At 68.7% G+C, this 12,519-nt stretch carries 9 protein-coding genes, 4 tRNA genes and 1 pseudogene; 1 reads left to right on the top strand and 13 read right to left on the bottom strand.

Going from position 1 to position 12,519, the window contains the following annotated elements; genetic code table 11:
• Nucleotides 1-37: 37 nt before the first annotated feature.
• The 3 genes from ABE424_RS02850 to ABE424_RS02840 form a co-directional block, all read right to left on the bottom strand.
• Nucleotides 38-111: transfer RNA gene (locus ABE424_RS02850), tRNA-Cys, on the bottom strand.
• Nucleotides 112-188: 77 nt separating this feature from the next.
• Nucleotides 189-264 (bottom strand) — tRNA-Gly (locus ABE424_RS02845).
• 146 nt (nucleotides 265-410) lie between these two features.
• Nucleotides 411-486, bottom strand: a tRNA-Gly gene (locus tag ABE424_RS02840).
• Nucleotides 487-692: 206 nt separating this feature from the next.
• Between ABE424_RS02840 and ABE424_RS02835 the strand changes: the two genes are divergently transcribed.
• Complete coding sequence (locus ABE424_RS02835) at nucleotides 693-1,037, top strand: hypothetical protein (RefSeq protein WP_176989602.1); 345 nt, start codon at nucleotides 693-695, stop codon at nucleotides 1,035-1,037.
• Nucleotides 1,038-1,126: 89 nt separating this feature from the next.
• Here the strand turns inward: ABE424_RS02835 and ABE424_RS02830 are convergent.
• The 10 genes and pseudogenes from ABE424_RS02830 to ABE424_RS02785 form a co-directional block, all read right to left on the bottom strand.
• Nucleotides 1,127-1,202: transfer RNA gene (locus ABE424_RS02830), tRNA-Gly, on the bottom strand.
• Between the two features lie 47 nt (nucleotides 1,203-1,249).
• Nucleotides 1,250-1,873, bottom strand: a complete 624-nt coding sequence (gene pgsA, locus ABE424_RS02825; protein WP_176989601.1) for a CDP-diacylglycerol--glycerol-3-phosphate 3-phosphatidyltransferase — start codon at nucleotides 1,871-1,873, stop codon at nucleotides 1,250-1,252.
• Nucleotides 1,874-1,882: 9 nt separating this feature from the next.
• Nucleotides 1,883-3,730 carry an excinuclease ABC subunit UvrC gene (uvrC, locus tag ABE424_RS02820; RefSeq protein ID WP_179459282.1) on the bottom strand — a complete coding sequence of 616 codons (1,848 nt, stop codon included), beginning with the start codon at nucleotides 3,728-3,730 and terminating at the stop codon, nucleotides 1,883-1,885.
• Nucleotides 3,727-5,142, bottom strand: a complete 1,416-nt coding sequence (locus ABE424_RS02815) for a hypothetical protein (protein WP_346490794.1) — start codon at nucleotides 5,140-5,142, stop codon at nucleotides 3,727-3,729. Before ABE424_RS02815 ends, uvrC begins: the two co-directional genes overlap by 4 nt.
• A 115-nt stretch (nucleotides 5,143-5,257) precedes the next feature.
• Nucleotides 5,258-6,031 (bottom strand): 3-deoxy-manno-octulosonate cytidylyltransferase, encoded by a 774-nt coding sequence (gene kdsB, locus ABE424_RS02810; protein ID WP_346490793.1) that lies wholly within the window; start codon nucleotides 6,029-6,031, stop codon nucleotides 5,258-5,260.
• A 66-nt stretch (nucleotides 6,032-6,097) separates the two neighbouring features.
• Entirely contained in the window at nucleotides 6,098-7,120 is a 1,023-nt protein-coding gene (lpxK, locus tag ABE424_RS02805; protein WP_346490792.1) for a tetraacyldisaccharide 4'-kinase, read from the bottom strand.
• Nucleotides 7,120-8,868 (bottom strand): lipid A export permease/ATP-binding protein MsbA, encoded by a 1,749-nt coding sequence (gene msbA, locus ABE424_RS02800; RefSeq protein ID WP_346490791.1) that lies wholly within the window; start codon nucleotides 8,866-8,868, stop codon nucleotides 7,120-7,122. Before msbA ends, lpxK begins: the two co-directional genes overlap by 1 nt.
• Nucleotides 8,865-9,287: a biopolymer transporter ExbD gene (locus ABE424_RS02795; protein WP_019183376.1), complete on the bottom strand. Its 423-nt coding sequence runs from the start codon at nucleotides 9,285-9,287 to the stop codon at nucleotides 8,865-8,867. The genes msbA and ABE424_RS02795 overlap by 4 nt, the downstream gene beginning before the upstream one ends.
• A gap of 3 nt (nucleotides 9,288-9,290) precedes the next feature.
• Nucleotides 9,291-9,965: a MotA/TolQ/ExbB proton channel family protein gene (locus ABE424_RS02790; RefSeq protein ID WP_346490790.1), complete on the bottom strand. Its 675-nt coding sequence runs from the start codon at nucleotides 9,963-9,965 to the stop codon at nucleotides 9,291-9,293.
• Nucleotides 9,856-12,371: pseudogene (locus ABE424_RS02785) on the bottom strand (DNA internalization-related competence protein ComEC/Rec2). Before ABE424_RS02785 ends, ABE424_RS02790 begins: the two are co-directional and overlap by 110 nt.
• Nucleotides 12,372-12,519 lie beyond the last annotated feature (148 nt).

The following is a 12,519-nucleotide window of genomic DNA, read 5'->3' as shown; positions in this document are numbered from 1 at the left end:
AAAGCCCGCTTTCGCGGGCTCTGGGCTTGTTTCTATTTGGAGGCCTGGGTCGGAATTGAACCGGCGTACGCGGATTTGCAGTCCGCTGCATGACCACTCTGCCACCAGGCCGGTGACCCTACGATCATCGAAGGCGTGTTGCGTGCCCCGATAAAACAAGACCCCGAGAACGGGGCCTGGTCAGGATTTGGAGCGGGAAACGAGACTCGAACTCGCGACCTCAACCTTGGCAAGGTTGCGCTCTACCAACTGAGCTATTCCCGCAAAATCAAGCGTGCATATTACCGAAACCACTCGAAACACGCCAGCTTTTTCACACCTTTTTTCACATCCCGGTCGATGCCGCCGGACCGGATGCCCGCGTGCCACCGCGGAGAAAAACAAGGCCCCAAGGGGGCCCTGTCGAAATCTGGAGCGGGAAACGAGACTCGAACTCGCGACCTCAACCTTGGCAAGGTTGCGCTCTACCAACTGAGCTATTCCCGCAGACTTTCGCTTGCCCCGACCGCACCGCACCCTGGGGCGCTGGAGGCTGTCGGCCCCTCGACCTGCGTCGAAGGAGCGCTATTCTGTCGGAATTCCTTCACGTCGTCAACATCCTTTTCGCCGCATTTCCGTGCGTTGCTCCGGGCCGTCCCGGGGCGCTTGCCGGGCTTGCCCTGCCCCTCCCCGGTCAATCGATGAATCACCGCATGCCACGCCCTCTCCGCATTGCCAGCCTCGCCATCGCCGCCCTGATCGGCGCCCTCGCCATCGTCGGCGCGACCACCCACGTCTTCTCCAATGCCTGGATGATGCTGACCGACAGGAGCAACGTGATCCCGGCCGAATCCTCGATCCTCTCGTTCGAGCCCTACGTCATCAACCCGGGCTCATCGAACTATTGGCTGTACGGCAAGGACCGCACGAACTATTACCACTTCGTGCACACGGAGCAGGCGCTCTACGTGTACCTGCCCATCGAAAACAGCTGTCCCGGGTTCGACCGCGGGAACATCCGCACGTGGTGCAACGTCCGGATCGGAACGCGCCACTGACCGCAGACACGCGCAAATGAAAAAAGCGACCCGGAAGGTCGCTTTTTTCGGCGTTTCCGTTCGCGACGGATCGCGATGGAAACAGTATCTGGAGCGGGAAACGAGACTCGAACTCGCGACCTCAACCTTGGCAAGGTTGCGCTCTACCAACTGAGCTATTCCCGCTTGGGAGGCGAAATTCTACAGCCAAATGCAGGGCTGTCAACAGCCCTTTACGCATTCTTTTTCGCCTTGGCGCTCTCACGCGCGAGGCGTTCGTCTTCGCGCAGGCTCGGCCAGGCGGCGTGCAGGTACTGCAGGCCCGACCACAGCGTCAGGATCGAGGCGATCGCCAGGGTCCAGTCGCCGATATGGAAGACCTGGATGCCCATCCAGATATCCTGCATCGGGGTGTGCGGTGCGACCGAATACAGCAGGCACAGCAGCGCGACCATCTGCGCGGTGGTTTTCACCTTGCCGATCACAGCCACGCGCACCTTGGCGCGCTGACCGATTTCCGCCATCCATTCGCGCAGTGCGGAGACGGCGATTTCACGGCCGACGATCACCGCCGCCCAGACCGCCATCCACGCCGTGGGATGGCCCTGCACGATCAGGAACAGCGCCACCGCCACCATCAGCTTGTCCGCGACCGGATCCAGGAACGCGCCGAACGCGGACTGCAGGTCATAGCGGCGGGCGATCCAGCCGTCGAGCCAGTCGGTGAGCGCGGCCAGGCCGAAGATCGCCGCGGAGGCGAAATTGGTCCACTTGTAGGGGAGATAGAACACCAGCACCAGCACGGGGATCATCACGATCCGCAGCAGGGTCAGCCAGGTGGGGAGGGTCAACTTCATTGCGTCTCTCTACTCGCCCGCCGCGTCGGGCGTGGGCAGTCCATGAAGGTTAGCGTAGATACGCGCAGCGAGGGCGTCATTGATGCCTTCCACCTTCGCGATTTCCGCTTCGCCGGCGGCTTTCAGGCCGACCAGGCCGCCGAAATGTTTGAGCAGGCTGGCACGCCGGCGCGGGCCGATGCCGGGGATATCTTCGAGTTTGCTGGTCATGCGGGCCTTCTGGCGGCGCCCGCGGTGGCCGGTGATGGCGAAGCGATGGGCCTCGTCGCGCACCTGCTGGATGAACTGCAGCGCCGGTGAGGCCGCGCCCGGACGCAGCTCGCGGCCGTCGGGCATGACCAGGGCTTCATGCCCTGCCCTGCGCTCCACGCCCTTGGCCACGCCGACCAGCATCACCCCTTCCACGCCCAGATCGGCCAGCGCGGCCTGCGCCTGGGCCAACTGGCCGGCGCCACCATCGATCAGCAGCAGATCGGGCAGCACGCCATCCTCTTCGACCGCACGGCGGAAGCGCCGCTCGATCGCCTGGCGCATGGCGGCATAGTCATCGCCCGGTTCAATCCCGCTGATGTTGAAGCGCCGGTACTGGCTGCGCACGGGCCCGGCGGCATCGAACACCACGCACGAGGCCACGGTGGCTTCGCCCATGGTATGGCTGATGTCGAAACACTCGACCCGCTTGACCTGCTCGGTGAGGCCGAGCATCTGGCGCAGGTCTTCGCTGCGCGCGTGCTGCGCGGTGCGGCTGCCCAGTTCGGTCACCAGGGTGATCTGCGCATTGCGCGCAGCCAGCTCGACATACCCGGCGCGCTCGCCACGGACATTCCACCGCAGCTGCACCTTGTGCTCGGCGGAGGCACTCAGCGCCGATTCGATCAGGCTGGCATCGGGAATCTCGCGGTCGAGCAGGATCTCGCGCGGAGGGGCGTGCTCGGCGTAATACTGGGACACGAACGCGCCCAGCACCTCGTCGGCACTCTCTTCGCCATTGGTGCGCGGGAAGAACGGCCGCGTGCCCATGTTGCGGCCATCACGGAAGGCCAGCAGCAGCACACAGGCACTGGCGCCCTGGGTGGCGCAGGCGAGCACGTCCAGGTCGGCAGCGCGGCCGTCCACGTACTGACGGGTCTGCATGCTGCGCAGCGAGGCGATCAGATCGCGCAGGCGCGCGGCCTGCTCGAACTCCAGCGCTTCGCTGGCGGTCTGCATCTGGGTGCCGAGCTCACGCGCGAGCTGGTCGCTCTTGCCTTCCAGGAACATCGAGGCGCGGCGCACGGATTCGGCATAGTCCTCCGCCGCCACCAGGTCCACGCACGGCGCGCTGCAGCGGCCGATCTGGTATTGCAGGCAGGGCCGCGAGCGGTTGCGGAACACGCTGTCTTCGCAGCTGCGCAGCTTGAACAGCTTGTGCATCAGGTTGAGCGTTTCGCGCACCGCGGTGACGCCCGGGTACGGCCCGAAGTACCGCCCCGGCACCGCCCGCGGGCCACGGTGCAGCGCGATGCGCGGCCATTGCTCGCGGGTCAGCAGCACGTGCGGATAGGTCTTGTCGTCGCGCAGGGAGACGTTGTAGCGCGGCGAGAGCGACTTGATCAGCTGGTTTTCCAGCAGCAGCGCCTCGGCTTCCGAGCGGGTCACGGTCACGTCCATGCGCGCGACCTGCGACAGCATCGACATGATCCGCGTGGTCTTGGGCGTGCCGTTGAAATAGCTGCCCACGCGGTTGCGCAGCGCACGCGCCTTGCCGACGTACAGCAGGGTGTCGTCGGCCGCGTACATGCGGTACACGCCGGGGGCGGTGCTCAGGTGGGCCGCAAATGCCTTGCCATCGAAGGCGGGGGCGGAAGAAACAGTCATTCGTTGATCGGCACGTCGCTCAGGACACCACTGACGGGGTCGAAACGGAGGACGGCATGGGCGTCGGTCTCCGCGATCCAGACCGCACCGCCGCCCAGCGCCAGGCCGGCCGGGCCATGCAGGCGACGCGGCAGCTCCAGCGTGCTCAGCTCGCCCCCGCCGAGACGCAGCGTGCGCAGGCGGCCGTTGCCGGCATCGGCGATCCACAGCAACGGGGCATCCGGACTCAGCGCGATCGCCTGCGGGTACTGCAGCAGCGCCGAGGCCCGCGGGCCATCCTGTTCGCCGAAGGTCCACAGGCCCTGCCCGACCAGTGTCTGCACCAGATCGCCGCGCAGCTGCATGGCGCGGATCGACGAGCCGAGTGCATCGCAGACGTACAGCACCTGCTGGACCGCCGCGACCGAGCACGGCTGCGCGAACGCGGCCAGATGACCGCTACCGTCGCGCGCGTCGATCGCACCGCTGCCGGCGCGCCACTGCAGGCTGCGCTGGCCGAGGTGATAGCTCCAGATGCGGTTGTCGCCGGCCATCGCGATATGGATCTGGTTGTCGGCGACCGCCAGGCCCTGCGGGTGGTTGAGCGCGGCACGGCGCGGATCGGCCACCGGCCCTTCGATCGGCTCGCCGGGGCGGCCGGTGCCGCACAGTGTATCGACCTGGCCGGACAGCAGATGGATGCGGCGCAACGCATGATTGCCGGTGTCGGCGACGTACAGCCATTCGCGCTCCAGCGCGAGGCCCTGCGGGTGGTGGAAGGCTGCTTCGGCCTGGCCCCCGTCCATGAAATCAGCGGTGCCCATGCCGAACTGGCGCAGCACGCGGCCACCGTGGCTGCATTCCAGCACGCGGTGATGCCCGGTATCGGCGATGTACAGGCGCTCGGTGGTCACCGCAAGCCCGGTCGGGAAGCGCAGCGCGAGGCGCGGTTCGGGGCCCAGTTCGCGGGCGCCGTGCAGGTCCTCATCGGACGGCCGCGAACTGCCTTCGCAGAGCGCCGTGAGGGCGCGCTCCAGTTCGCCGCCGAGGCCGACCAGCCGTTCGCGCTCGCGCCCCTGGGCATCCAGCAGGACCAGGGTCGGCCACGCGGTCACGCCGAAGCGGCGCCAGCCGTCCCACTCCGCATCCAGCAGCGCCGGGGCGTTCAGGCCCTGGCGCCGGAGCAGCTTCAGGGACTGCGCGGGATCGCGCTCGCCATCGAACCGCGGCACCTGCAGCACCAGCAGCTGCAGCTTGCCAGGGTTGCGCGACTGCCACTGGGCCAGCTCGGCCAGCCGCTGCGCGCACCAGACCGAGGCGGCATTGACGAAGGCCAGCACCACCGGCCGTCCCTGCAGCTCGGCGAGGGTGGTCGGCGGGGCGTTGAGCCAGGTGGCGAATTCGGGCAGATCCTGGACGGGCTGGACGTTCATGCCCCGATTATGCCGGACTCGGCGTCATGCATCCGTCGTGCCACGGTCATCCGGGGGTCCATCGGCGTGCGGCGGAGGTCGCCGCGGAGATGGCCGCGGCGGACGACCGCCCCGGTCACGGGTGCGCGGCCCACCACGCCTCTGCGCGCTCCAGATCCTCCGGCGTATCGATGCCGGGCGGAAACTCGGACGGGGTCAGCGCCACGCTGATGCGGTGCCCCGCTTCCAGCACGCGGAGCTGCTCCAGCGATTCCAGCTGCTCCAGCGTGCCGGGCGGCAACGCAGCGAACTGGCGCAGGAAACCGGCGCGGTAGCCGTAGATGCCGATATGGCGCAGCCAGTGCGGGCCGGCCAGGGTGTCGCGCGAGCGCGCGAACGCATCGCGGTGCCACGGAATCGGTGCACGGCTGAAGTAGAGCGCGTCCAGGTTCTGCCTGCGCACGACCTTGACCACGTTCGGATCGAACAGGGTTTCGGCGTCCTCGACCGGGGTGGCCAGCGTGGACATCTCCGCACCGCTGTAGACCAGGGCTTCGGCCACTGCGCGGATGCCCTCGGCCGGGGCGAACGGCTCATCGCCCTGCAGGTTCACCACCAGCGTGTCATCCGCCCAGCCGGCCTGCGTTGCGCACTCGGCCAGGCGATCGGTGCCGGACGCATGCGCGGTGGAGGTCATCGCCACGCGCACCTCGGCCAGCCCCTGCAGGGCATCGGCGATGCGCTGGTCATCGGTGGCGACCCAGACTTCGCGCGCACCGGCACGCAGGGCGCGTTGCGCCACGCGCAGCACCAGCGGCTCACCGCCGAGCAGGCGCAGTGGCTTGCCCGGCAGCCGCGAGGCGGCATAACGGGCGGGAATGGCGACGACGAACTCGACGGAAGCGCTCATGGGGGACGACCTGTACGGAAGGAATGCAGTCAGGGCCTCAGTGTGCCGCACGCGGCACCGGACCCGTCAACGCTTGCCGAGTTTCTCGACGCGGTCCAGCAGCGTGATCCAGAACGCCGCCGGCAGTTCGGCCGACAGCGGCACGGCGAAGTGCCATTCGGTCGCAAAGGCCTTGCACTTGACCGCGTCCTTCTCGGTCATCAGCACCGGCAGTTCGCTGCCGAAGCGCAGATCGGCCGGCTGGTAGGCATGGTGATCGGCGAAGGCATGCGGCACCACGCCGATGCGATGCGCACGCAGCATGTCGAAGAAGCGCTGCGGGTTGGCGATACCGGCCACCGCGTGCACGCGCTGCCCCTGGAAATGCGCGAGGCGCCGCGCGCGGCCGCCCTGCAGCGGCTGGGCGCTGTCGATGCGCAGCTGCATCGGCCATTCGCCGAAACCGCACGCAGTCTGCGCTTCGGTGCCATCGCTGGCCTGGCCCATGTTGACCACCCGGAAGTCGCAGTCGCGCGCACGGCTGGCCGGCTCGCGCAGCGGCCCGGCCGGAATCAGCCGGCCATTGCCGTAGCGAAGCTGGGCGTCGACCACTTCGATCTCGATGTCACGCGCCAGCCGGTAATGCTGCAGGCCGTCGTCGCAGACGATGATGTCGCAGCCCGCCTCGACCAGCGCCTTGCCGGCCGCGACGCGGTCCGCATCCACCCGGACCGGCACGCCGGTTTTCCAGGCGATCAGCACCGGCTCGTCGCCGCCGATCGCGGTATCGGTCGTGGCCAGCACCCAGCGTGGCGTGCCTGCGTCCTCGCGGCCATAGCCCCGGCTGGCGACGCCTGGCTTCCAGCCGGCCTCGCGCAGCCGGTTGACCAGCGCGATCGTCAGCGGGGTCTTGCCGGTGCCACCGGCGGTGATATTGCCGACCACCACCACCGGCACCGGCAGCGGATGCCGCTTCAGCCAGCGGCGGCGATACGCCATCCGCCGCAGCGCGATGGCCGCGCCGTACAGCGGTGACGCCAGGCGTGCCAGGAACGGAATCGCGGTGCCGTCATACCAGTACGACGGCGTGTGCGTACCCTTGCCGGCCATCAAGGCTGCCTTTCGCGGAACTGCATCTTGTGCAGGTGCTCGTACAGGCCACCCAGCGCCAGCAGTTCAGTGTGCGTGCCACGCTCGACGATGCGGCCGTGGTCCATCACCAGCACCTGGTCGGCATGCTCGATGGTGGACAACCGGTGCGCGATCACCAGCGTGGTGCGCTCGGGCATCAGGCGCTGCAGGGCATCCTGCACCAGGCGCTCGGATTCGTTGTCGAGCGCGGCGGTGGCTTCATCCAGGATCAGGATCGGCGCGTCGCGCAGGATCGCGCGGGCGATCGCCAGGCGCTGGCGCTGGCCGCCGGAGAGCAGCGCACCGTTCTCGCCGACCGGCGTCTGCAGCTGCTGCGGCATGCGCGCGATGAACTCCCAGGCATTGGCCGCTTCGGCCGCCGCGCGGATCTGTTCTTCGGTGGCGTCCATGCCGTAGGCGATGTTGGCGCCCACGGTGTCATCGAACAACATCACCTTCTGCCCGACCATCGCGACCTGGCGGCGCAGATCGGCCAACGGATAATCATCCAGCGCCACGCCGTCGAGCGTGATGCGGCCACCGCTGGGTTCGTAGAAGCGCGGCACCAGACGGATCAGGCTGGTCTTGCCGCTGCCGGAGCGGCCGACGATCGCCGTTACCGTGCCCGGCTCGGCCACGAAACTGATGTCATCCAGCGCGATGCCGGTGTCCTCGCGGTAGCGCAGCATCACGTGTTCGAACGCGAGCTCGCCACGTGCGCGGCCGATCCGCTGGATGCCTTCGTCGCGCTCGACCGGCATGTCCAGAATCCCGAACAGGCGCTCGGCGGCGGCCACGCCGCGCGAGATCGAGGTCTGCACGCTGGTCAGGCGACGCAGCGAGGGAATGATCGCCATCATCGAGGTCATCAGGCCCATGAACTGGCCTGCGTTGAGCTTGCCGGCCAGCGCCTCGCGGGTGGACACCCACACGATCACCGCCAGCGCCAGCGCGGCCAGGAACTGCACCGTGCTGGAGGCCAGCGCGCGCGTGGTTTCGACCTTCATGTTCAGGCCGAGCATGCGGTTGGCCAGACGCGAATAGCGCGAGATCTCGTGCGCCTGGGTGCCATGCACCTTCACTTCCTGCTGCGCGGCCAACGACTGCTCGGCGGTCTGCGCCATGCCCCCCATGCCGTCCTGGATGCCGCGGCTGATGCGGCGGTAACGTTTGCCGACGACCGAGACGATCACGCCGATCAGCGGCACCACGACCAGCATCGCCATGGTGACCTTGACGCTCATCTGCAGCATCACCACCAGCATGGCGATGATGGTGAGGGTGTCGGCCACCAGGGTCTTGAGCGCATCGGCGCTGGCCTGGGTAACCTGCTCGGTATCGAAGTTCAGGCGGCTGACCATCACCGGCGTGGCTTCGGCATCGAAATGCGAGGACGGCAGGTGCAGGTACTTCTCCAGCACCTGCTCACGCAGGTCGCGCACCACGCTGCGCCCGGTGCGGGCAAGCGCGTAGTCGCTGACCAGGGTGGCCAGGCTGCGCATCATGAACAGCCCGAGGATGGTCAGCGGCAGGATCACCGCCATGCGCGGCTCCGGGTTGACGAACCCCCGGTTGACCAGCGGCTCCATCAGCTTGGTGAAGCTGTAGCCGGCCAGGGCCTCGACCACCATCGCGACCACGGCCGCGACCATGAACACCCAATAGGCACCGGTGTACCCGAGCAGGCGCTTGTAGATCGGCCAGACGGGGGAATGTTTCTTGCTCATGGACGCACCTCCGGCGCGGTAGCGATGGCGATGCGGCGGAAGCCCAGCTGGCCCAGGGCATCCTGGGCCGTGACGACAGCCTGGTAAGGCGTACGCGCGTCGGCGCGCAACAATACGGTCTGTTCGCGATCACTGCCGGCCACGGCGGCGATCGTCTGCTTGACCGACTCCACGTCGGTACGCAGCACTTCCTGGTCGTTGATGAAGTAACGCCCTTCGGCATTGACCAGCACGCTCAGCGAACGCGGCGGCTCGGTGGTGTCCTGCTGGCTGGCGGTCGGCAGCTGCAGCTGCAGCGTCGAGCGCGCATCGAAGGTGGTGGTGACCACGAAGAAGATGATCAGGACGAGGATCACATCGATCAGGGGAACCAGATCGATGTGCGGCTCGTCCTGGATCCGGTCATTGCGGATGCGCATCCGTCAGCCCTTGACCGTCACGGGTGCGGCGCCGGCCGAAGCACCGGCGGCGCGCGGAGCGTTGTTCATCACGCCCGGGCGGCCATCGAGCGCGTCCAGCAGGGCCGAGGCCTCCTGCTCCATGTCGATCACGTAGCCGGCGATGCGGCCCTTGAAGTAGCGATGGAACATCAGCGCGGGGATCGCCACGATCATGCCGGTGGCGGTGCAGACCAGCGCCTTGCCGATACCGCCGGCCAGCTGGTTCACATCGCCCACGCCGTGGTCGAGGATGCCCATGAACATCTGGATCATGCCCACCACCGTGCCGAGCAGGCCGAGCAGCGGGCCGGCCGAGGCGATCGTGCCCAGGGCGTTCAGGTACCGCTCCATGCGGTGAACCAGGTGCCGGCCGGCATCTTCGATGCGCTCGCGGATCTGGTCGCGCGGGCGATTGCGTGCTTCCAGCGCGGTGGCCAGCAGCGCGCCCAGCGGCGAATTGCCGCGCAGCGACTGGATATGGCTCGGATCGAGCTTGCCGCGCGCGGCCCAGTTGCGCACTTCCTGGCCCAGCCCGGGGGGCAGGACTTCATTGCGGCGCAGGGTCCAGAAACGCTCCAGGACAATTGCCAAAGCCAGTACGCCCAACAGCAGCAGCGGCAGCATCGGCCAGCCACCGGCCTTGACCAGTTCCCACACGTTTCAATCCTCCGGCCCAGCGGCCGCCTGTTTGATCGCCGATAGGATAGCAGCCGGCCGGCTCCGCTCCGCGGCATCCCACCAACGCCGCTCGAAAACCCGTTGTTCACGCACCTGCAGGCCTTCACGCCCGAGCCAGACCCGCACCGCGCCGCTGTCGGCAGTGGTGAGCACTTCGGCGCCCACCGCCTGCCAGCGCTCCACCACCTCGGCACGGGGATGACCGAAGCGGTTGCGGTGGCCGGCCGAGACGATTGCCAGCCGCGGCGCGACCGCGGCCACCCACGCCGGTGTGGACGAACCGGCGCTGCCGTGGTGTGGGACGACCACCGCTTCCGCCGCCAGGCGTGCGCCCGCCTGCTGGACCAGCAGGGCTTCGCTGCGCTTTTCGATGTCGCCGGCCAGCAGGATCGCACCCTGCGGCGTCTCCAGCCGCAGCACGCAGCTGCTGTCGTTGGTGGACTGCGGTTCGTCGCGCGGCGGATGCAGCACCCGGAACGTCACCCCGTCCCACTGCCAGGATTGCCCGGCATGGCAGGCCGAGGCCCGACCGCGCAGTGCATCGGGCGGCGCCTGCAGCATCGCGCCCGGAAAGCTGCGGCGGACCCCGCGCAGCCCGCCGGTGTGGTCGCGGTGATCGTGGCTGATCATGATCCGGTCCAGACGGCCCTGCCCCAGCGCACGCAGGGTCGGCACCACGATCCGCTCGCCCGCGTCGAAGCCATCGTCGGCCCCGGGCCCGGTGTCGTACAGCAGCGTGTGCCGGCGCGTACGCACGGCTACCGCCAGGCCCTGCCCGACATCCATCACGATCATCTCCACCTCGCCCTCGCCCGGGCCATGCCGCGCCGGCCACAACAGCGGCAGACACAGCAGCAGGGCCGGCACGCGGCCACCACTGCCGCGCGGCAGCAGCAGCCAGAACACACCGGACACGGCCGAGATCAACGCCCAGCGGTTGGCCTGCGGCAGCCACCACAGCGACAGCTCGCTGCGCGCGGCATACCCGAACAGCCACCAGCTCGCCTCGAAGCACCATGCCGCCAGCTGCCACGGCCAGCGCCCCGCCCCGTCGATCAGCGCCTCCAGCGCGGTGCCGAGCAGCGCCAGCGGCACCACCACCATCGTCCACCACGGAATCGCCACCAGATTCACCAGCGGGCCCGCACGCGAGGCCTGACCGAACAGCGCCACGGTCAGCGGCAGCAGCGCCACGGTCGCCACGCCCTGCGCGCCCAGAAAACCACGCAGCCAGCCCTCCTCACGCCCCGGCAGGCACCAGATCAGCCACAGCACGCCGGCAAAGCTCAGCCAGAAACCGGGGGCGAGCACGGCGAGCGGATCGAACAGCAGCATCGCCAGCGCGGCCAGCGCCAGCGATTGCGCCACGGTCGCCCAGCGCCGGCTGAAGCGCGCAGCGGCCACCACCGCGATCATCAGCACGGTCCGCACCGTGGGCAGCGCGAAGCCGGCCGCCGCCGCGTACAGCGCCGCGCCCGCGACAGCGGCTACCGCGGCGCCCATCGGCCGCGGCCAGTGCAGGCCGAGCATCGGCAGGCAGCGCCAGAGCCCGCCCGCCAGCACGGCGGCAACGCCGGCCACCACACCGACATGGAAGCCGGAGATCGCCACCAGGTGGGTCACCCCCAGCGCGCGCAGATCGTCCCAGTCGGCCGGGCTCAGGCCGCGGGTGTCACCCAGCGCCAATGCCTGGACGAAGCGGCGGCCGTCGCTCTCGACCGCCGTGGCGATCGCGTCGGCCATCCGCTCGCGCCACGCAGGCAATCCCGTGGGCGCGGCCAACGCAGCCGCCTGGGCCGGTTCCCGCACGTAGCCACTGCCGGCAACACGCTGCCGGAGTGCGTAGCCCTCGGCATCGAACCCGCCAGGATTCACCCGGCCGCGCGGGGGCCGCACGCGCACGCCGAGCGACCAGCGCTCGCCCGCGCGCAGCGTGCGCCGGCGATCATCGGCCGCGCCACGGAATCCGTCATACCAGCCCAGGGCCAGGTCGCGGCCACGGAGTTCGGCGGGCATCGCCGGATCATCGTCCACCCGAAAGCCGAAGCGGGTGCCGCCGGGGCCGTGCACCGGCAGGCTGGTCACCCGTCCCTGCACGACGTGGTCCACCGGCGCGCTGCCGGCGGGAAGCTGCTGCGCGAGCCCGGCATGGCCGTGGAAGGCGGCCCAGCCGAGGCCGAAAAGGGCGGCGCCGAGGAGGCGCAGACGGGAGGGCAGGATCCAGATTGCCAGCCCTGCCGCGAGCGAAGCCCACATCCAGTGAGGCGGCAAAAGAAAGGGTGCGAATACCGTCGCGCTCACGCCGGTCAGAAGAGCCGCCGCACAGGCCTTGCCGAGCATGGGCAACGACGTGCGTTCGGAGGTAGCCAAGCGGCGCGGGGACATGCCTGTCGCACCCGATGAAAATCCAAGCCTCTCCCGCACGCCGCACAATCACCATCAGGCGAAGCCGTGGCGAGCTGTCAGGCAATCGTGGCTGGGTAGCGCACCCTGTTTCGGAAGCGCAGTGCCTTCACATCGGCGACAGGAGGGG

Origin of the sequence: Stenotrophomonas sp. TWI1149 (genome assembly GCF_039673155.1) — a bacterium.
GTDB lineage: Bacteria > Pseudomonadota > Gammaproteobacteria > Xanthomonadales > Xanthomonadaceae > Stenotrophomonas > Stenotrophomonas maltophilia_AA.
The sequence above is the reverse complement of the archived record's forward strand: the minus strand, read 5'-3'. Positions and strand labels throughout refer to the sequence as shown.

What these genes read in the sequence shown, in the direction of transcription:
- ABE424_RS02835 (WP_176989602.1), top strand. Translation starts at nt 693, where the DNA reads ATGCCACGCCCTCTCCGCATTGCCAGCCTCGCCATCGCCGCCCTGATC.
- kdsB (WP_346490793.1), bottom strand. Translation starts at nt 6,031, where the DNA reads ATGAGCGCTTCCGTCGAGTTCGTCGTCGCCATTCCCGCCCGTTATGCC.
- msbA (WP_346490791.1), bottom strand. Translation starts at nt 8,868, where the DNA reads ATGAGCAAGAAACATTCCCCCGTCTGGCCGATCTACAAGCGCCTGCTC.
- pgsA (WP_176989601.1), bottom strand. Translation starts at nt 1,873, where the DNA reads ATGAAGTTGACCCTCCCCACCTGGCTGACCCTGCTGCGGATCGTGATG.
- ABE424_RS02795 (WP_019183376.1), bottom strand. Translation starts at nt 9,287, where the DNA reads ATGCGCATCCGCAATGACCGGATCCAGGACGAGCCGCACATCGATCTG.
- uvrC (WP_179459282.1), bottom strand. Translation starts at nt 3,730, where the DNA reads ATGACTGTTTCTTCCGCCCCCGCCTTCGATGGCAAGGCATTTGCGGCC.
- lpxK (WP_346490792.1), bottom strand. Translation starts at nt 7,120, where the DNA reads ATGGCCGGCAAGGGTACGCACACGCCGTCGTACTGGTATGACGGCACC.
- ABE424_RS02815 (WP_346490794.1), bottom strand. Translation starts at nt 5,142, where the DNA reads ATGAACGTCCAGCCCGTCCAGGATCTGCCCGAATTCGCCACCTGGCTC.